Genomic DNA, 19,085 nt, shown 5'->3' on the forward strand with positions numbered 1-19,085 from the left:
GGCACCGAGGAGGACCCGTTGCGCCGTCTGGCAGCCGCCTGCTTCATCGGAATCACCCTGCTCGCAGGATGCGCCGAAACCAACGGCTCCGACCCCCTGCAGGTCACCGACAAACTCGTGGCAGCAGCCCCCGCCACCTCACCGCCCACCACCCGCACCCCCGCAGGCACCGTCCTGCCCACACCCCCCACCCAACTCACCGCCTACGAACCCACCAACCACACCCTGGCCACCACCCACGGCAAAACCCTCAACCTCCACGACACGCGCACCTCCGAAAAACCACCCCGCCAGATCGAACTACCCAGCGCACCGGCCGAAATCCGCCCCACCGACAACGGCCAACTCCTCGCAGCGCTCCCCGACAGCGACCTCATCATCCGCATCGACCCGCGCACCGGGCACACCACTCGCACTCCGGTCACCGGACGCCCCGTCGACGCCACCACCATCAACGGCCAACTCGCCGTCGCCCTCGAAGCCACCAAACAAGTCGCCTTCGTCGACGACCAAGGCCACCGAATCCGCACGACCGAACCCAACGAGTTCGAAGGCCCCGCCCAGCTCTTCGCGGTCAACGACCAGATCCACGTCCTCGACCGGCTGACAACCTCGATCACCACCGTCGACCCGGCCACCGCCGATGAAGGCGCCGCACTCCGCGCAGGCCAAGGAGCCACCAACGCCGTCACCGACCAATACGGCCGCCTTCTCGTCGTCGACACCCGCGGAAACGAGCTCCTGGCCTTCTCCACCGACCCGTTCCTGATGAAGCAGCGCTACCCCGTTCCCAGCGCGCCATTCGACATCGCCTATGACTCCCGCCGCGACCTCGCCTGGATTACCCTCACCGAAAGCAACGAAGTCGTCGCCTACGACATCGCGGGCGGCCAACCGGAAGAGCGCCACCGGCTGCCCACCGTCGCTCAACCCAACTCCATATCCCTCGACCCGGACACGGGCGAGGTCTACATCACCTCGGCAACCGGGGAAGGACTACAGGTGGTGAAGGTGTGACAAGCAACGAAACGGTCAGCAGCGACCAAGACTGGGAGTACCAGCCGCTGCGGTTACCGCCCGGAATTACCCGGCCCACCGCAGCGATGCGTCTGAGCATCCACGCCGAATTCTCCGGATGGGAACTCTCCCGAGTACTTCTCTACTCGGACGGATCCCGACGAATCTGGCTCCGCCGTCGACGCAACCAGATCGGACGCGCACTCCCCACCTGAACGAACCACCTCGTCACGGAACCCGATCCTTCCAGGCCGGGTCCGAGAATTTGGACGCGACCAGCTCGCGGGCCGACGCGTGCTCGCCCGCCGACACACCGCGTGGCACCAGCCCGTAGCGTCGACCGAAGCCGTCGACCAACCGATCGATGACGTGCTCCCGAGCGAGTCCCGTCTGCCGCCGCAACGGATCCACCCGCCTACTGGCGCTGGCCACCCCCTTGTCGGACAACTTCTCCTTGCCGACGCGCAGCACCTCGCCCAACTTCGCCGCATCGATGTCGTACGACATCGTCACGTGATGCAGCACGGCCCCCGATACCCTCTTCTGCGCGGCTCCACCGATCTTGCCGCCATCCGAGGTGATGTCGTTCAACGGCTGGTACCAGACGTTCAGCCCCAACTCACCCAGAACACCCAGCACCCAATCGTCCAAGAACGCGTACGAATCCGCGAACGACATCCCCGCCACCAGAGACGCGGGCGCGTAGAGCGAATACGTCACCGTGTTCCCCGGTTCCACGAACATCGCCCCACCACCGGTGACACGACGCACCACCTCGACCCCGTGCCGTCGCGCACCCGCTAGGTCAACCTCGTTGCGAACCGATTGAAAGCTCCCGATCACGACCGCGGGCGACGACCACTCCCAGAAACGCAGCGTCGGCGCCCTGCGCCCGGCCGCGACCTCCTGCGCCAGCACCTCGTCCAGCGCCATGTGCATCAACGGTTCCTGCGGGCCGTCCCGAACGAGCGCCCACTCGTGATCGAGCCAATCGCTCGCGCGCATCACCGCACGGCGGACCGCGACAGCGACCGACTCGGCACCGAAACCCACCATTCGAACGTCAGCACCGACACCGGCACGCACCAGCCGTGCCAACTCCTCGGTGTCCGCGCCGGCAGGGGCTCCTTCCAGCGCGCGGTTGATGTCTTCCAGCGCCTCGTCCGGCTCCAGGAAGAAATCCCCGCTCAACCGCACTCGAGCCAACCGCTCGTCGTCGTCGATGTCGACATCGACGACGACGAGCTTCCCACCCGGAACCTTGTACTCGCCGTGCACCGCACACCTCGCAAATCCACCGAATTCGACGCTCTTGGCCTCGGGAACACCGTACGACCAGCCGAGACCAAGCAGCCTTGATGGTTTCGTCGTTGTTGCTGTTCGGTTGATTCTGGGTGTATGGTATTAGTATCAGTTAACACTGAAAGAATAGATTCAAATTAATATATAACCCACGAGAAGCCGGGTCGATGACCCGACGACCCTCGCAAGGCGTCAGGTCATCGAAGAACAGGGCCTGCAACGTCCTCGGGTCGGCGCGGGACCGTGCACACTCCAACTCGCGTATTCATCCGTCGACCAACGCGGAGGAAGACAATGGACAGTGCGAAGGTCTCCGTCCTGTGGTCGGCGCCGCCGACCACACCCGGGACCGACACAAGCCGGCGAGCGGCATTGCGCCTGGCGGTCATGATGGCCGTCGCCGGGACGCTGCATTTCGTGACACCGACATTCTTCGACCGGATTATTCCGCCGGTGCTGCCAGGCAGCGCACGGAGTTACACCCGAGCCTCCGGCCTCGCCGCCTACGCCACCGCCGCCACGCTCACGCTCCCCCAAACACAACGCCTGGGCGGGACGCTGGCAGCGCTCTTCTTCGTCGCTGTGATGCCCGCTAAAGTACAGTTGACGATCAATTGGTTCAGGGACGAGAACACCACGAGTGCACTGAAGGTCGCCGCGATCGTGCAACTGCCGTGGCAGATTCCCTTGATCACCGAAGCGCTCAAGGCACGGCGCAACGCGCCGCGCGCCTCTCTATGACGGGCGGTCAGCGCGGCGCCATGCCCGATCACCGGTCACGTACCACGTGTCCGTCCGATCCTCGGCCAGCACAAACAGTTCCACCCGAAGGGCGACATCGACATACCGGGCGGCAGAAGTGCGATCTAGTCGCCGATTGCGCACCATCGGCGGACCCCGGCAAGAATGGAGTGGGTCGTGGATCCTTCCGACACCAGCGTCACCCCGCCACAGCAACAGCTCACCCCGGCTACGCCCCCGCTCCCGGTTCAAGACCGGAAGACTCGCGCACCCCAACCGGTCGAGCTCGAAGATCCAGAGGAAAGCCACTTGGTTCGCGGCTACGACTGATCGAACCGGGCCGCGCTCCACGGTCCGCTACCGGCCGCAGCAGTGCGGTCCGAACAATGCCGGACGGAACAGATGATCGCTACCAATGCACGCGCAGGTCCGACCGCACCAGGAATCCTGCTCGGAATCGGCCTCGGTGGGTTCGTCGACGGCATTCTCCTCCACCAAGTCCTGCAATGGCACCACATGCTGAGCAGTACCGACACGGACAACATCGGGGTGCCGCACTACTCGCCGAAGTCCCTGGGCGGCTTGGAGGCGAACACCCTGTGGGACGGGTTGTTCCACGCGTTCACCTGGCTGGCCGTACTGATCGGGCTCGTGCTCCTCTGCACGCGTGCGACCGCAGGACGCCGTCGCACGTGGGGATCCCGTGCCCTGTGGGGCTGGGTGCTCGTGGGATGGGGGTCGTTCAACCTCGTCGAAGGAGTGGTCGATCACCACCTGCTCGGCATCCACCACGTTCGCGCGGGCCCGCATCAGCTGTGGTGGGACCTCGGCTTCCTCGCCCTGGGAGCCCTGCTGGTACTCGGCGGATGGGTTCTGCAGCGGGGTTCGGTTGCGACCGGCAGGGGGTCACCCGGAGAGGCCACGCCTGAACAGTGATCCCACCGGCCCCTGCCGCGTGCGGGGTACGGCCGGATTGACCACTTCAGTCGTGGTCGGGGGATCCGGTCAGATGATGTTCGGCTGCGGAGAACACTTCCTCGATCAGTCGTCGAACGTGGCCTCCCCGCACAGTGTAGAGCGCGCGGCGGCCTTCACGACGCATCCGCACCAGGCCGGCCAGCCGCAGCTTGCTCAGGTGCTGGGACACGGCGGGCCGTGCCGCACCGGTTTCGACAGCAAGGTCGCCAACGTCCTTCTCCTCGTCGCGCAGCAGCCACACGAGCCGCAGCCGGGTGGGATCGGCCAGCATTCGCAGGGCTGTAGTCGCGCCGTCCACCAACTCGTCGGGTGGGAGCTGTTGCCCGTCACTGGCACTTGCAACGTTGTCGCGTGCGTACATGAGCACATATTCTGGCGTGGCCGACGTCCCCGTGTCCACCCTGGAGCCGACGCCCCATGGCCGACGAACCCACGCGCCACCAGCGCGAGCACTACCGAGGCCACCACGAACACGGTGAGACCCACAGGAACGATCACGGTCACGACCGACGGGCGCGCCTGGGGTGGCGGATCCTCCACGCCGTGAGCCCGCACAGCCACGGCAGCACCGAGATCGTGGACGAAGCCCTGCACGCGAGCCGGGCCGGGATGCGAGCCCTGTGGATCTCGTTCGCCGGACTCATGGTTACCGCATCGGCCCAGGCCGTGTTGGTGGCTTTCACCGGCTCGGTGGCACTGCTGGGCGATACGCTGCACAACTTCGCCGACGCGCTGACAGCGGTACCACTGGCGATCGCATTCCTGCTCGGCAGACGCGCGGCCACCCGACGATTCACCTACGGACTCGGTCGGAGCGAGGATCTCGCGGGATTGGTGATCCTGTTGGTGATGGCGGCTTCGGCGGTGCTGGCCGCCTGGACGGCGATCGAGCGACTGCTGTCCGCGCAACAGTTGAGCCACCTCGGTTGGGTCGCCACCGCGGGACTCGTCGGGTTCGCGGGCAACGAGCTGGTGGCCCGCTATCGGATCACCGTGGGACGTCGGATCGGTTCGGCCGCATTGGTCGCCGACGGATTGCACGCCCGCACCGACGGGTTCACCTCTCTGGGCGTGCTGCTGGCCGCCGGCGGCGCATGGCTGGGCTGGCGATGGGCGGACCCCGTGGTCGGTCTGCTGATCACCGCGGCGATCCTGTCCGTGCTCTACGGCGCGGCCAAGGAGATCTTCGCCCGGATGCTGGATGCGGTCGATCCGGACTTGGTCGAACGAGCCGAGCAGGCACTGCACGCCACCCCGGGTGTACGCGATGTCGGGGCGCTACGCCTGCGCTGGGTCGGCCATCAGCTGCACACCGAAACCGACCTGGTCGTCGACCCGAAACTGTCGGTCGTCGAGGCACACACCATCGCCGTGGACGCCGAACACCGACTACTGCACGCGGTTCCCCGCCTCGCTCGAGCGACCGTGCACACCGACCCCGCCACCAGTGGCGATCCGCACGTCGCGCTGGCTCATCACCAGCCACAGCTCGGCTGAGCCGATGCCGTGCGCAGGTACCGACCATCCGGTGACGAGGTGGCTGGACTGCTCTGCATCGTTGCGGTGTTGGGCGTCCGCCTTGTCCCGATACGATTAAATTCGATTGATACTGAAATAATGGAGGTAATAGAATCGTCATTCGCCAGTGGCTCGCGGCACCAAGTGCCACACGTGGCTCAGTCCTGCGGGAGATCCCGCAACGCTTGCTCGAGCTGCTTCATGACCGCTCCGGTGGAGGAACCGGTACGCACCACCGAAACCACCACCTGGTCGGATTCACCTTGGTCGGATTTACCCGGGTCGTCCCAGGAGTCGGACAGCGCTTCGCGAACGAGCCGCAGCGCGCTCTCCAGGGACTGATGGGCGTCGATCTCGCCGCCGCTCTTGAGCCACTGACGCAGCACGTGGTTGTGCGCGGCCACGATCGCCGAGGCGGCGACGGCCGCGCGCAACGGACCGCTCCCCTCCCCCGCGAACCGCTCCCGCAGATACCGCGCGAACACCCGCTCGTACCCGTCGATGCTGGCGATCTCCTTGTCCCGCAAAGAGGGAACCTGCCTGGTCAGCTCGAAACGCTTCAGCGACACTTCCGGATCGGCGAGGTACATCTCGAGGACGAGCGCCGCCGTCCGACTGACGACCACCAGCGGTGATTCGCTGCGCTCGTCGGCGCGAAGCATCTCGACCACTTCGGCCAGCTGCTCGTCGTGTCCCGGAAACACGACGTCTTCCTTGGAGCGGAAGTAGCGGAAGAACGTCCGGCGCCCCACTCCGGCGACATCCGCGATCTGATCGATGGTGGTCGCCTCGAAGCCCTGCGCGGCGAACAGGTCCATCGCCGCCAGGGCCAGTGCGCTTCGCACCCGACGCCGTCCCTGAACGGTTCGGCCTTCCCGGGACTTCGGAGCGGGTACCGCTGCGTCGGACATGGGTGCGAATATACAGGCGCGGATTGCTCGTGGCACTCAGTGCCGCTACGCTTCGGGCGCGGTGCAAGCGACCCGAGCCCTGACGCGGAAGCGTTCGGCGGCGACATTCGCACGGAATCTGACGGACCTGAGCTGCCAGCGCTGAGCTGGTGACGGGAGGCGCGTGGTGAACCCGGACTTCGAGACCTACCAACTGGCAGAGGAGCACAGCGCACTACGGGACGCGGTGCGCTCCATGGCCGAGAAAGAGATCGCCCCGCACGCCGCGGAGGTCGACGAGCAGGAGCGCTACCCGCGCGAAGCCTATGAGGCCCTCGTCAAGTCCGGATTCGCGGCTGTGCACGTGCCGGAGGCGTACGACGGGCAGGGCGCGGACTCGATCGCCACCTGCATCGTCATCGAAGAGGTCGCACGCGTCTGCGCATCCTCCTCGCTCATTCCGGCGGTCAACAAACTCGGAACCATGCCGATCCTGCTCTCCGGCTCCGAGGAGCTCAAGCAGAAGGTCATGCCGTCCATCGCATCCGGGGAGACGACCGCCTCCTACGCGCTCTCCGAGCGGGAAGCCGGATCCGACGCGGCCGCCATGAAGACCCGTGCCCGGCTCGACGGCGACAACTGGGTGCTCAACGGCACCAAGTGCTGGATCACCAACGCCGGCGAATCCAGCTGGTACACGGTCATGGCCGTCAGCGATCCGGACAAGGGCGCCAACGGCATCAGCGCGTTCGTGGTGCACGCCGACGACCCGGGCTTCGAGGTCGGCGGCAAGGAACGCAAGCTCGGGATCAAGGGGTCACCGACCCGTGAGATCCACTTCAACGACTGCACGATCCCCGCCGACCGGATCATCGGCGAACCGGGAACCGGTTTCAAGACCGCCCTGCGCACGCTGGACCACACCCGGCCGACGATCGGCGCGCAGGCGCTCGGTATCGCCCAGGGCGCCCTGGACGCAGCCGTGGACTACGTCAAGGAGCGCAAGCAGTTCGGCAAGTCGGTTTCCGATTTCCAGGGTGTCCAGTTCATGCTCGCCGACATGGCGATGAAGATCGAGGCCGCTCGTCACATGGTTTACGTCTCCGCGGCCCGCGCCGAGCGGGGCGAGGGCAATCTGGGTTTCATCTCGGCGGCGGCCAAGTGCTACGCCTCCGACGTGGCCATGGAGGTCACCACCGACGCGGTGCAGCTGTTCGGCGGAGCGGGCTACACCCGCGACTTCCCGGTCGAACGCATGATGCGGGACGCCAAGATCACCCAGATCTACGAGGGCACCAATCAGGTCCAGCGCATGGTCATGGCGCGGTCCCTGCTGAAGTGATCCGGTTGCGGCCGGGGGGAGGAGGGCCCCCGGCCGCAACCTCGGAACGGCTCCTGCCCCACGGCCCTGCCCTACCCCGCACAACACGGACGAGGAACAGGGGCCGTGGGGCATCGGTCCGCGCGGTTCCCCCGCTCCCCAACGCAGCAGACAGCGGAGAACTCGGCCGAGATCGGCGGTGTGCGCCCCGCGGCTGCTCGCTCAGCCGAGTTCACCCGAATCCTCGTGGCCCCCGGAAGTCGTCCGCCCGGCCTGCCCGAGGTAGTTGCCGGACTCCGCGTAGAGACTGGTCAGCAGCCACGCACCCACGCCGATGTCGTCGCTGATCCCGACCAGGGGCAGCAGTTCCGGGACCAAGTCGATCGGCCAGATCAGGTAGACCACAGCCGCCGCCCACAGGACGGTCTGGTAGCGCGGAAGAGCCGCGTAGCGGCCCCGCCACGATGCCGCGATCATCCTTGGAATCGCCTTCACCCGCCGAACCGGACCTCCCACGGCCTCGCCCGAGCCGGTCACGCGCCGTGCGGCACGCAGCAGCAGCCAGCGGCGGCGCGCGAGGGCCACCGTGCCGGCGACGAGGACCCCCAGTCCCGCGGCGATCAGCCCGGGTGCCAGCAACCACCACACACCGGGAAGCTCCCCCGCACCGGCGAAGTAGGCGGCTGCTCCCGCCACGACCAGCACCACACCAAAAACGATCATCGCGTCCTCTCCGGAATGCGAACAGCCGGTACCCAGCCTGTCACGCCCGCGGAAACTTGCGCCGACGAGCACACCTCGCACATGCTCCACGCGTGCATATCCGCGAAGCCGACCAGCAGGACTGGGACTCGATCTGGCCATTCCTCCGACGCATCATCGCCGGGGCCGAGACCTACACCTGGGATCCCGATACCGACGAGGAACACGCCCGCCAAACCTGGATGCAGCGGCCACCGGGCCGCACGGTCGTCGCGGTCGAGCCGGACGGCACTGTGGTGGGCAGCGCGAAGATGCATCCCGCCCAGCACGGGCCCGGCTCGCACGTCGCCAACGCCAGTTTCATGGTCGACCCCGACCACGGCGGCCGTGGCGTCGGCCGCGCACTCGGAAAGCACGTCGTCGACCAGGCGCGGGCCGACGGGTTCCACGCCATGCAGTTCAACGCCGTGGTCGAAACCAACACCGGCGCCGTGGCGCTGTGGCGTTCACTCGGCTTCGAGATCCTCTGCACCGTCCCGGAAGCGTTCCGACACCCGGACAAGGGCTACGTGGGGCTGCACGTCATGCACCGCAGGCTGTGACACCGCCCTTTGGGGTTCCCGCTTCCCGGTGACGTTCGAAACGCGAGCGACCCGGTTTCGTGCCAGAGTGCAGGTTCTGCCGGGATCACTGACCGGAAGCGGGGACGAACGTGGTCGAGCAGGCCGAATCGCGTGGCCGCCCCCCGACATCGCTGGCCAGGGCGAGCAGCGCGATGGCCGTGGCCACCGCGGTCAGCCGGATCAGCGGATTGGTCGCGAAGGTCGCGTTGGTGGCGGTGCTCGGGCTGGGAGTCGTCAACGACTCCTACACGGTCGCCAACACGTTGCCGACGGTGGTCAACGAACTCCTGCTCGGGGGCGTGCTGACCAGCATCGCAGTGCCGTTGCTGGTTCGTGCCCAGCAGGACGGGCGCGGAGATTCGTACGCCCAGTGGATGATCACCATGAGCGCGGTGCTGCTCGCGGCGGCGACCGTGCTCGCCGTGGCCGCCGCTCCCCTGTTGACCCGGCTGTACTTGGGCCCCCAAACCCTCGCGAACACCGGCCTGACCACCGCGTTCGCCTACCTGCTGCTACCGGGGATCATCTTCTACGGATTGTCGGCCTTGCTGGCGGCCATCCTCAACGTACGAGGGGTGTTCGGTATCCCGGCCTGGGCTCCGGTGCTGAACAACCTCGTCGTGATCCTCACCGTGCTCACCTATGCGGTCGTGCCCGGTGAGATTTCCACCGACCCGGTCCGCATGGGCGAGCCGAAGCTGCTGATCCTCGGGGTCGGGACGGCGCTGGGTATCACCACCCAGTGCGCTGCCGTGAGCGTGGCACTGCGCAGCACCGGCTTCCGTTTCCGTTGGCGCTGGGGTTGGGACCAGCGGCTCGCCGAGTTCGGCACGCTCGCCTTCTGGGTGCTGTGCTACACCGTCATCAGCCAGATCGGGATGGTCGTGACTATCCGAGTCACCGGCCAGGGCACCGCGGGCAGCGTCTCGACCTTCACCTACGCGTGGCTGCTGTCGCAGGTGCCGTACGGGATCCTGGGGGTATCCCTGCTCACGGCATTGATGCCCAGGATCAGCCGCGCCGCGGCAGCCCGGCGGGACGACGATTTCGTTCAGGACCTCTCGCTGGGCACGCGAACGAGCGCGGTGCTGCTGATGCCGATCAGCGCGCTGATGGTCCTGGTCGGCGGTCCCATCGGGATCGCGTTCTTCTCCATCGGGCAGAACGAAGTCTCCTCGGCCGGCCGGTTGGGCATCACGCTGGGCATGTGTGCTCTCGGCATCGTGCCGTTCGCGGTCAGCATGCTCCAGCTGCGCGCCTTCTACGCCCTCAAGGACTCCCGTACACCGGCGGTGATCAACCTGGTCATGGTCGTCTTCCGCAGCGTGCTGTGCTACGTCTTCCTCGCCACCCTGGCCGAGGAAGATCTCGTCGTCGGAGTCGCGCTGGCCATGTCGCTGAGCTTCGTCGTCGGAGCCGTCGTGGGTCAGTGGTGGCTCTACGTCCGTCTGGGCTCCCTGCGGACCGGCCGCATCGTGGTCAGCATGCTGCGTGCACTGGCCGCCTCGATCGCCGGGTGCCTGTGCGCGGTGGCTGCCTCGATGGGCGCCCACGCGCTGGCCGCTCCGGAATCCCCGGTCACCTCGGCCTGGCTGACGATGGTGCTGCAGGGCACGGTGGTGATGACGGTCGGATACGGTCTGCTGGTGCTGTTCCGGGTGCCGGAGCTCGCTCCGGCCGTGGACAAGCTGCGTGGGCTGGTGGGGCGCCGGTGATCCGCAGTCACTTTCGGCTACGCACGTGGGTCCGGGTTCGTTCCACGCGCAGAGCCGTCAGTTCCGGGGGTTCGGGCAGTTCCTCCAGCGGTCCGCCGGTGGCCCACTCCAGCAGCAGGTCGGCCAGCAGCGGATTCCTGGCGAGTACCGGACCGTGCATGTAGGTGCAGACCACGTGCCCGTGCACGGCACCTTCGGCGTCCTGGTTCCCGTTTCCGGTACCGCGCAGAACCCGCCCGAGGGCACTCGCGTCCCGTCCCAACCTGGTGCGCCCGAGGTGGTTCTCGAATCCGGTCAGCACGCCGATTCCGTCGAGCGTGCATTCCGAGGTCACTTCTCCGATCGCGCGTCCCCGTCCCGGTTCCGTGGTGGCGTCGACCAGTCCCAACCCGTCCTGACGGGCACCGTCCCCGGTGGTGAAGCCGGTTCCGAGCACTTGCAAGCCGCCGCATATCCCCAGCACCGGGGCCCCGCGCGCGACGGCCCGCTGCAGTCCGCGGCCACGTGTCAGGAAGCGCACGGCCGCTGTTTGCGCGACGTCCTCGCCACCACCGAGGAGGTAGATGTCGCAGGAATCCGGTACCGGATCCGAGGACGACAGCACGGTCACGGTCCGGCTGTCGATCCCCCGCCAGCGCAGGCGTTGCCGGAGAACGATCATGTTTCCACGATCCCCGTACGTGCCCAGCAGGTCGGGCAGAACCAGGGCGATGCTGACCGCAGCGGTGTTCATGAGCTCACGCTCCTCGCGAACAGATCCCGGAAGGCGGTGTAGTTGGCGATCACGTCCGGGCGTTCTCCGTTGGTGCCCGCCACCGCTTTCTCAACCGTTTCGGCCACTTCGCAGCGCACCCCCGCGTAGCGCAGTCGCACTGCGAGGTCCAGCGAGCGGTCTCCGGCGACGACGACTTCGCGGTCTCGCAGGACTTCGAACTCGACGTCCCACAGCCAGGAGACGTCATAACCGTCGGCCTGCCTGCTGTTGACCACGAGGACCAGCCTGCGATCGTGGGTGGAGGCCAGGTCGAGCATTTCCAACCAGCTCGCCGGATTCTTCGCCAGCAGCAGCCGCACTGTTCGACCGGCCAGGACGACGTCGCCGTACCGCCCGCTCGCCTGCTCGATCGATCCGATGCGGCGCAGCGCGGCTTCGGGTTCGCAACCGAGTTCCGTGGCCGCGGCGAGGGCGAACGCGGCGTTGACCCGATTGACGTGGCCGGGCAGGCGCAGCGGCGATGCGTGCACCGTGCCGTCGGGCCCCAGCAGGCCTGATTCGGTCACGGTCCATTCCGCGAGCGGTTTCGCCAGTCCGCACGCGCACTTCCAGTCCTGCTGCAGGTCGACGAGGAAGCTTCCACAACGGGGGCAGTTGAGCGCGTCGTCCTGCCACCGGGCCCCGCCCGAAATCCAGGTTACGTCCGGGTGGTCGGCGGCTGCGGAAACGATGTTCGGGTCGTCGGCGTTGGCCACCACCCGCGAACCGGCTGCCCGATGGAGGGCTCCGCGGATGCTGCTTTCCACCGAGCGGATTTCACCGACGCGGTCCAGCTGGTCCCGACTGAGGTTGAGCAGCACGATCACGTCGGGGACGAACTCGCCGGTGATTCCGGTGAGGTGGAGCTCGTCGACTTCCAGCGCGGCGAACGGGGCGTTCGGGTCGGCCATCAGGGCGGCCACGTGCCCGTCGGGCATGTTGGCGCCGGTGGTGTTGCTGGCAGCCGGTCCTTGCGAGCCCAGGGCCGCGGCGACCATTTTTGTGGTGGTGGTCTTCCCGTTGGTTCCGGTGACCATGACGACACGCCGACTCTGGACCAATCGGGACAGAGCTCGCGGTTGTATCCTCAGCGCGACCCTTCCGCCGATCATCGCGCCACTGCCCATGCCGAGTTTCTTCGACGCCGCCCCCGCGGCACGCCCCAGGGTGACCGCCAACGCGGTGCGCACGTCCTGGTGGAACGGGTTTCGCCGAGGCGGTGTTGTCGACGGAGGTACGACCTGCCACCGCTGGCGGGCAGTGGTGCGTCGTGAATCCGCATCCGAGCCGCTGCGTCGAGTGTCAGTCATCCGGCACTCCCCCCTTTTCGAGACGCGTAGCAACGATCGGCGCCGCGCGGAATACCTGCTCAGCGCAGCCGACTCGTCTCGTTCCTGCCGCTTCTGCTTCCTCGACAGTGTGGCGTCCCGCAGGCGAAACAGCGCGGCGATCACGCGCCACATCCGGCCCGACGCTCCCGGATTCGCCCCGCCCCTCCGGCTTTGACCGGGAAAAACCGTTCGGCTGCTGGCCGGATTGTGAGCGCGATCCCACTCCCCAATCGGTACGGTTCCGGGCTCGGACCGGGACGCGGTCTGCGCGGATGCGCACCACGGGCCGGCGCTCCCTGCGCAGCAGCAGGGAACTCCCCCACGAGTGATCGGCTCAACGGCTCAGTTGATGCGGATCCGGCGACCCGCCGCGACGCTCCAGCCCAGAAATGATCAATAATTCGTGGCCATTGCCTCACACCTTTGGCGACCCGCACGCATTTTCCTACCTCCGCAAACCGATCTTCCGGAACGCTGTGTCACCCAACACACCCGTCTCACTCGTCAGGGGCGGATACCCCTGCACGCACGGCGATCACTCGGATGTTCCCCGACGCTCGTGGGCAACGGCCACACGCGGCAACGACCCTCGACGAGGAGGGGATCCGATGACTGAAGCCGTCACCCTGATGCTGCTCGGCAGTGCCGCCTTCGCCGGAATTCTGTGGACGGTCTGGGACATTCGCACGGATCTGCGACGCAGAAACCTGGACTGACCACATCATCGAGGATCCGGGCTGCCCTGCGGTGCGTTGTTCGGCGATTCGCTCGTCGCACTGGTGAATCGACCCCGTTTCCAACGATTAATTTCGGTCTACACTGAAACAGCAGATACAGATAAACCTACAGGACCCGCCCGTTGGAGGGTGCTCGGTCACGGGCTGTGCATCGTCCACTGCGGTGCGACCGCACTGCGACCCGGTGCGACCAGTACTGGTCCGCGACTCGATGCACTGCCCATCCATGGGTGGCGACCACCTCAGCGACGCGGCACCGTACGAGCATCGCTCCCTTACGCGGAGCCCGACCCGGCAGCGGCGCTCGCGCGACGGCGTTGCGGCACGACCGTGTACTTGGGATCGCGCGCGGAGACGCGGCCGGCTTCGAAGATCCCGTACCGGGTCGCCACCGCGGCGGTGGTGAGGCACAGGCCGGAGGCGACCGCCAGTGCACGACTCCGCGCGCCGAATACGGCGGCAGCCGCACCCACCCAGGTCAACGCACGTGCCGCACGCAACACCCGACCGGGTCGTGCCTGCTCGTAAACCTCACCGACCAGACCTGCGCGCTGCTGCATCCGGTGCTCGGCGGCCAGCTCGAGCACCGACCCGGCCACGGCCATCCGTCGCGCCGGTCGCGCCTGCCCTGCCGGGGTCGCGATCATAGCCACTGCACCGGCGCTGGAAAGCGCGCTGCCGGCGAAGACGAACGGGAGTTCGCGGTACAGCTCGTGCCAGCCCGGCACGGCCGTGTCCGAGAGCAACACCGCCGTGTAGGTCGTCATCGCCGGGGCGAGGACACCGGCGGCACCAGCGCTAAGCCGCCCCAGCACCGGGAACCACCCGGTGACCTCACTGGCGGCGGCACCGCCGGCCAGTGTGGAGAACGGTGCGAGTATCCACGAACCGACGCTCAGCGGAGACGTCGGCTTGAACACCCTGAGCATGTTCAGGAAGCGGGTAGGCCTGCCGAGGTCGTGGATCAACGCGCCGACGCTCGCCGTCGACCCCACCGCCGCCGCGAGGCGTCCGACCCGGGCCAGGCGCCGTTGCCCGGTGATGTCGGCGCACACCGCCATCATCGAGCTCGCACCGGCCACACCGCCCAGATACAGGTAGGCGGGCACGTCCGGCACCTTCCACACCGGTTCCTTGATCACCGGCATCCCGTAGTACGAACGGAAACCCGCGTCCGACTCCGGCGCCTCGACGGTGCGCTGCATCCGGTTCACCTCCGCTTCCCGAGAAACGAGCCCGCCACCAGCAGCGCGGCGGTCAACGCGGCAGCCCCGGCATGACGCCACATCGAAGGCAAGTCGCGTGTGGTGACGACCGGATCCGGAGGCAGGCCGTACACCTCCGGCTCATCCAGCAGCAGGAAGAACGCGCCGTCGCCTCCGACGCCGTCGTCCGGCTCGTGGCCGTACAGGCGCGCGTCCGTGACACCGTTGGCGTGCAGTTCCTCGACGCGCATCGCCGCCTTCTCCCGCAGCTCGTCGAGCGGGCCGTACTGGATCGACTCGGTCGGGCAGGCCGAAGCACACGCGGGCGCGAGGCCTTCGCCGAGACGGTCCTGGCACAGAGTGCATTTGAAAGCACCCCCGTTGTCCGGCCGGGTGTCGATGACACCGTAGGGACACGCGGGAACGCAGTAACCGCACCCGTTGCACACGTCGTCCTGAACCAGGACGGTCCCGTACTCGGTGCGGATCAGCGCACCTGTCGGGCACACGTCGAGGCATGCCGCGTGAGTGCAGTGCTTGCACACGTCGGAGGACATCAGCCAGCGAACCGAGGAGCCGTCCGAGGTGGGCGTCGTCTGGCCACCCGGCGGTGCTGAATCGGGCATTCCGAGGTCGACCACGCCGGAGTTCGGGCTCTCCACCCGCTGCTCGATGAACGCCACGTGCCGCCACGTGCTCGCGCCGAGTTCGGCGGTGTTGTCGTAGGACATCCCGGTCAGTTCCAGGCCGTCCTCCGGGAGGAGATTCCACTCCTTGCAGGCGACCTCGCATGCCTTGCAGCCGATGCACACGCTGGTGTCGGTGAAGAAACCGACGCGCTCGGGATGATCGGAGGCATAACCGGCCTCCCCCGCCGGGTCGCTCAACGGTCCGCTGAGCCGATTGTCGGTCACGCTGTCACGCTCCTCCCCATTCCTCGTCCCCGGTACGCCTCGGATCGTCGGCGTACTCGGTTCCGGTCATCTCCGTGATGCCCGCGCGCCGGCGGTACTGTTCGACGTAGTGCCGCAACGCTTCCCCGCGCGGACGCCTCCCCGGCCGGATGTCGCAGGTCCCGGCCTTGGTCTCCATGATGTGCACGTTGGGGTCCAGCGCCACTCCGATGAGCTCGTTGGCAGCGTCTCCGGTGGTGATCCCGTTGGGTCCCCAGTGCCAGGGAATCCCGATCTGGTGGATCGTCCGATCTCCGTGTCGCAGCGGGCGCATTCGTCGGGTCACCAGCACTCGCGCCTCGATGGCGCTGCGTGCGGTCACGAGCGTGGCCCACCCCAGGTGTTCCAGCTTCCGCTCCGCGGCCAGTTCGGGCGAGAGCTCGACGAACATCGCGGGTGCGAGTTCGCTCAGGTGGCGCAGCCAACGGCTCATCCCGCCCGCGGTGTGGTGTTCGGTGAGCCGGAAGGTCGTGTACACGTACGGGTACACCTCGCTGCCGACTTCGAGTCCGCTGGGCTGGTACCGGTTCTCCGGCCGGGAGTTGACCTGGCGGGCGGGATTGCGCTGCTGATGGTCGTGCAGCCGGTTCTCCAGCGGCGATTCCTGCGGCTCGTAGTGCGCAGGCAGCGGACCGTCCACGAGACCGGCCGGGACGTACAGCCAGCCGCGGCCGTCGCTCTGCATGATGAACGGGTCGGTGCCCGCTAGACCTGCGGGTCCGGTCGCCCCCGCTTCGGGCGTGTAGTCGGGAGGTTTCTCCTTCTCGAAGTCGGGAACGTCGTAGCCGGTCCACTCTCCGGAGTCCGCGTCCCACCACACGTGGGCCTTGCGTGCGCTCCACGGGCGGCCCTCGGGGTCCGCGGACGCCCGGTTGTAAAGGGTGCGGCGGTTCGCGGGCCATGCCCAGCCCCAATCCGGCGCTACCCACGACTGCTCGCCGCCCGGCCGCTTCCGGGCGGCCTGGTTGAGATCGTCGGCGAACACGCCGCAGTAGATCCAGCAGCCGCACGAGGTGGTCCCGTCTGATTGCAACCCGGTGTACGAGGACATCGGGGACCCGTCGGCGGCAGAGCCGTTGATCTCGCGCAGCACCGCCTCGGCACTGGGCTCCCGGAGGTCTCCTTCGACCGGATAGTCCCAGGTCAGTTCGAGTATCGCGCGATCGCGCTCGCGTTGGAGCGGGGTCCGGTCCGGCTGCCGTTCGCGCAGCTTCTCCCGAATCCGGCGGCCAAGGTGGTAGTAGAACCAGAGGTCGCTGCGCTGGTCCTCCTGCGGTTCCACAGCCTTGTGGTGCCACTGCAGCAACCGCTGAGTGTTGGTGAACGTGCCGTCTTTCTCGGTGTGGGCGGCGGCGGGCAGGAAGAACACCTCGGTGCCGATGTCCTGGGTGGACATCTCACCGCTCTCGATCTCGGGGCCGTCCTTCCAGAACGTCGCACTCTCGATCATGTTCAGGTCGCGAACGACCAACCAGTCCAGATTGGCCAACCCCATGCGCTGTTGCTTGGCGTTCGCGGTCCCCACCGCCGGGTTCTCCCCCACCAGGAAGTACCCCTTGACCTTCCCGTCGATCTGATCGGTCACGGTCTGGAAACTGCCGTGGTCGCCGGTCAGGCGGGGCAGCCGGTCGAAGCAGAACTCGTTCTCGGCTGTCGCGTTCTCGCCCCACCACGCCTTGAGCAGGCTGACGATGTACGAGCGCATGTTCCCCCAGTACCCGCTCGCCTGCTCGTCCTCCGCGACGAAGGCCTCCAGATCGGCGTCGGTGTGGGAGTGGGGCATCGGAATGTAGCCGGGCAACAGGTTGAACAGGGTCGGGATGTCGGTGGAACCCTGGATGCTCGCATGTCCCCGCAGCGCGAGGATGCCGCCTCCGGGCCGACCTATGTTGCCGAGCAGCAGCTGCAGCACCGAGGCCGCGCGGATGTACTGGACACCGACGGTGTGGTGGGTCCAGCCGACGGCGTAGGCGAACGCACTGGTCCGTTCCCGCCCCGAATTGTCGATCAACGCTCGGGCGACCCGCAGGAATTCGTCCCGGGGCACGCCGCACACCTGCTCGACCTTGTCCGGGGTGTACCGGGAGTAGTGCCTGCGCAGGATCTGGAACACGCAGCGGGGGTGCCGCAGCGTCGGATCGACCTCCGGCTCGCCGTGGTAGACGGGCCCGCCCGAACCGGTCCGCTCGGGCTTGCTGGTGTCCCGCTCGCGGCCGTGCCGGGTACTCGGAGGGGTTACTTCCGTTCCGTGCCCGCCGACCGCGGGCAGCGCCGTGGTCCCTTCGTACTGCCAAGACGTCGTGTCGTAGCTGCCCGCTTCGGGATCGAAACCGGAGAAGACGCCGTCGAGGTCCTCGGTGTCCGCGAACTCCTCGCCCACGACCATCGCTGCGTTCGTGTAGTTGACGACGTACTCGTGGAAGTAGGCGTCGTTCTCCAGCACCTGGTGGATCAGCCCGCCGAGGAACGCGATGTCGCTGCCCGCGCGCAGAGACACGTGCTGGTCGGCCATCGCGGAAGTACGCGTGAATCGCGGGTCGACGTGGATGACCTTGGCGCCGCGCTGCTTGGCCTCCATCACCCACTGGAAACCGACCGGGTGCGCCTCGGCCATGTTGGACCCCTGGATGACGATGCAGTCAGCGTTCGAGAGGTCCTGCTGAAAAGTCGTGGCGCCACCGCGCCCGAAGGAGGCCCCCAGACCGGGAACCGTGGAGGAGTGTCAAATGCGGGCCTGGTTCTCGACCTGGACCGCACCGAGGGCGGTGTAGAGCTTCTTCATGAGGTAGTTCTCCTCGTTGTCGAGGGTCGCTCCTCCGAGGCTCGCGATGCCCATCGTGCGGTTCAGCAACCGGCCTCGATCGTCGGTCTGCTCCCAGGTCGCGTCGCGGGTGGCCAGCACCCGCTCGGCGATCATGTCGGTCGCGGTGTCCAGGTCGAGGTCCTCCCACTCGGTGCTGTGGGGCCTCCGGTAGCGGATCTTCGTCTGGCGGCCGGGCGAGGTCACGAGTTCCCGGCTCGCAGCCCCCTTCGGGCACAGTCGCCCGCGACTGATGGGCGAATCCGGGTCACCTTCGATCTGCGTGACCTCGCCGTCGCGGACGAAGACCTTCTGCGCGCATCCGACGGCGCAATAGGGGCACACCGAACGCACCACGGAATCGGCCTGCGCCGTGCGAGCGCGTGTGGCGTCCGTGCGCGGCGAGCGCGCAGCGGCTCCCCTGCCCAGTGGGTCGGACCCGGTGACCTGCCGAACGACGGGCCACCGCAACCATTCCGGCATGCTGATCTCCCTACG

At 67.4% G+C, this 19,085-nt stretch carries 18 protein-coding genes; 9 read left to right on the plus strand and 9 right to left on the minus strand.

Annotated elements, in window-relative coordinates:
* Positions 1 to 18: 18 nt before the first annotated feature.
* Together ACYVAN_RS14460 and ACYVAN_RS14465 are read left to right on the plus strand one after the other, a co-directional pair.
* Positions 19 to 1,017, plus strand: coding sequence for an NHL repeat-containing protein (locus ACYVAN_RS14460; RefSeq protein WP_460959746.1), 999 nt, complete (start codon positions 19 to 21; stop codon positions 1,015 to 1,017).
* Positions 1,014 to 1,232, plus strand: a complete 219-nt coding sequence (locus tag ACYVAN_RS14465; protein WP_460959748.1) for a DUF5703 family protein — start codon at positions 1,014 to 1,016, stop codon at positions 1,230 to 1,232. Before ACYVAN_RS14460 ends, ACYVAN_RS14465 begins: the two co-directional genes overlap by 4 nt.
* Before the next feature lie 13 nt (positions 1,233 to 1,245).
* Here the strand turns inward: ACYVAN_RS14465 and ACYVAN_RS14470 are convergent, their stop codons facing one another.
* Positions 1,246 to 2,295 carry a lipoate--protein ligase family protein gene (locus tag ACYVAN_RS14470; protein ID WP_460959750.1) on the minus strand — a complete coding sequence of 350 codons (1,050 nt, stop codon included), beginning with the start codon at positions 2,293 to 2,295 and terminating at the stop codon, positions 1,246 to 1,248.
* A gap of 318 nt (positions 2,296 to 2,613) precedes the next feature.
* Between ACYVAN_RS14470 and ACYVAN_RS14475 the strand changes: the two genes are divergently transcribed.
* From ACYVAN_RS14475 to ACYVAN_RS14485, 3 genes are all read left to right on the plus strand, one after another.
* Positions 2,614 to 3,060, plus strand: a complete 447-nt coding sequence (locus ACYVAN_RS14475) for a DoxX family protein (protein WP_460959752.1) — start codon at positions 2,614 to 2,616, stop codon at positions 3,058 to 3,060.
* Positions 3,061 to 3,237: 177 nt separating this feature from the next.
* Complete coding sequence (locus ACYVAN_RS14480; protein ID WP_460959754.1) at positions 3,238 to 3,390, plus strand: hypothetical protein; 153 nt, start codon at positions 3,238 to 3,240, stop codon at positions 3,388 to 3,390.
* Between the two features lie 72 nt (positions 3,391 to 3,462).
* A complete protein-coding gene (locus ACYVAN_RS14485) occupies positions 3,463 to 3,996 on the plus strand; it encodes a DUF2243 domain-containing protein (protein WP_460959756.1) in 534 nt (177 codons plus the stop codon).
* A 46-nt stretch (positions 3,997 to 4,042) separates the two neighbouring features.
* Here ACYVAN_RS14485 and ACYVAN_RS14490 read toward each other — a convergent pair whose 3' ends face one another.
* A complete protein-coding gene (locus ACYVAN_RS14490; RefSeq protein ID WP_460959758.1) occupies positions 4,043 to 4,399 on the minus strand; it encodes an ArsR/SmtB family transcription factor in 357 nt (118 codons plus the stop codon).
* 182 nt (positions 4,400 to 4,581) lie between these two features.
* Between ACYVAN_RS14490 and ACYVAN_RS14495 the strand changes: the two genes are divergently transcribed.
* Positions 4,582 to 5,535, plus strand: a complete 954-nt coding sequence (locus ACYVAN_RS14495; protein WP_460959759.1) for a cation diffusion facilitator family transporter — start codon at positions 4,582 to 4,584, stop codon at positions 5,533 to 5,535.
* Positions 5,536 to 5,714: 179 nt separating this feature from the next.
* Here the strand turns inward: ACYVAN_RS14495 and ACYVAN_RS14500 are convergent, their stop codons facing one another.
* A complete protein-coding gene (locus ACYVAN_RS14500) occupies positions 5,715 to 6,467 on the minus strand; it encodes a TetR family transcriptional regulator (RefSeq protein ID WP_460959761.1) in 753 nt (250 codons plus the stop codon).
* A gap of 166 nt (positions 6,468 to 6,633) precedes the next feature.
* Between ACYVAN_RS14500 and ACYVAN_RS14505 the strand changes: the two genes are divergently transcribed.
* Positions 6,634 to 7,788, plus strand: coding sequence for an acyl-CoA dehydrogenase (locus ACYVAN_RS14505; protein ID WP_460959763.1), 1,155 nt, complete (start codon positions 6,634 to 6,636; stop codon positions 7,786 to 7,788).
* A 201-nt stretch (positions 7,789 to 7,989) separates the two neighbouring features.
* Here ACYVAN_RS14505 and ACYVAN_RS14510 read toward each other — a convergent pair whose 3' ends face one another.
* On the minus strand, positions 7,990 to 8,490 hold the full coding sequence (locus ACYVAN_RS14510; RefSeq protein WP_460959765.1) for a YkvA family protein: 501 nt from the start codon (positions 8,488 to 8,490) through the stop codon (positions 7,990 to 7,992).
* Positions 8,491 to 8,582: 92 nt separating this feature from the next.
* Here ACYVAN_RS14510 and ACYVAN_RS14515 point away from each other — a divergent pair, with 92 nt between their 5' ends.
* Together ACYVAN_RS14515 and murJ are read left to right on the plus strand one after the other, a co-directional pair.
* A complete protein-coding gene (locus ACYVAN_RS14515; protein WP_460959767.1) occupies positions 8,583 to 9,071 on the plus strand; it encodes a GNAT family N-acetyltransferase in 489 nt (162 codons plus the stop codon).
* A gap of 110 nt (positions 9,072 to 9,181) precedes the next feature.
* Entirely contained in the window at positions 9,182 to 10,807 is a 1,626-nt protein-coding gene (gene murJ / locus ACYVAN_RS14520) for a murein biosynthesis integral membrane protein MurJ (protein ID WP_460959769.1), read from the plus strand.
* Positions 10,808 to 10,814: 7 nt separating this feature from the next.
* On the opposite strand, the gene ACYVAN_RS14525 is transcribed toward murJ, so the two are convergent.
* From ACYVAN_RS14525 to fdh, 5 genes are all read right to left on the minus strand, one after another.
* On the minus strand, positions 10,815 to 11,540 hold the full coding sequence (locus ACYVAN_RS14525; RefSeq protein WP_460959771.1) for a type 1 glutamine amidotransferase: 726 nt from the start codon (positions 11,538 to 11,540) through the stop codon (positions 10,815 to 10,817).
* Complete coding sequence (locus ACYVAN_RS14530) at positions 11,537 to 12,871, minus strand: DUF1727 domain-containing protein (RefSeq protein ID WP_460959773.1); 1,335 nt, start codon at positions 12,869 to 12,871, stop codon at positions 11,537 to 11,539. Before ACYVAN_RS14530 ends, ACYVAN_RS14525 begins: the two co-directional genes overlap by 4 nt.
* Before the next feature lie 1,033 nt (positions 12,872 to 13,904).
* A complete protein-coding gene (gene nrfD / locus ACYVAN_RS14535) occupies positions 13,905 to 14,834 on the minus strand; it encodes an NrfD/PsrC family molybdoenzyme membrane anchor subunit (protein ID WP_460959775.1) in 930 nt (309 codons plus the stop codon).
* Positions 14,835 to 14,839: 5 nt separating this feature from the next.
* Complete coding sequence (locus ACYVAN_RS14540) at positions 14,840 to 15,748, minus strand: 4Fe-4S dicluster domain-containing protein (RefSeq protein WP_460959777.1); 909 nt, start codon at positions 15,746 to 15,748, stop codon at positions 14,840 to 14,842.
* Between the two features lie 4 nt (positions 15,749 to 15,752).
* Complete coding sequence (fdh, locus tag ACYVAN_RS14545; protein ID WP_460959779.1) at positions 15,753 to 19,070, minus strand: formate dehydrogenase; 3,318 nt, start codon at positions 19,068 to 19,070, stop codon at positions 15,753 to 15,755.
* Between the last annotated feature and the right edge of the window lie 15 nt (positions 19,071 to 19,085).

This window comes from Parasphingorhabdus pacifica, from assembly GCF_054779195.1.

Excerpts from the sequence above, each read along its gene's own strand:
- ACYVAN_RS14510 (WP_460959765.1), bottom strand. The coding sequence starts at position 8,490 with ATGATCGTTTTTGGTGTGGTGCTGGTCGTGGCGGGAGCAGCCGCCTAC.
- ACYVAN_RS14490 (WP_460959758.1), bottom strand. The coding sequence starts at position 4,399 with ATGTACGCACGCGACAACGTTGCAAGTGCCAGTGACGGGCAACAGCTC.
- ACYVAN_RS14475 (WP_460959752.1), top strand. The coding sequence starts at position 2,614 with ATGGACAGTGCGAAGGTCTCCGTCCTGTGGTCGGCGCCGCCGACCACA.
- nrfD (WP_460959775.1), bottom strand. The coding sequence starts at position 14,834 with ATGCAGCGCACCGTCGAGGCGCCGGAGTCGGACGCGGGTTTCCGTTCG.
- ACYVAN_RS14530 (WP_460959773.1), bottom strand. The coding sequence starts at position 12,871 with ATGACTGACACTCGACGCAGCGGCTCGGATGCGGATTCACGACGCACC.
- ACYVAN_RS14525 (WP_460959771.1), bottom strand. The coding sequence starts at position 11,540 with ATGAACACCGCTGCGGTCAGCATCGCCCTGGTTCTGCCCGACCTGCTG.
- ACYVAN_RS14500 (WP_460959761.1), bottom strand. The coding sequence starts at position 6,467 with ATGTCCGACGCAGCGGTACCCGCTCCGAAGTCCCGGGAAGGCCGAACC.
- ACYVAN_RS14485 (WP_460959756.1), top strand. The coding sequence starts at position 3,463 with ATGATCGCTACCAATGCACGCGCAGGTCCGACCGCACCAGGAATCCTG.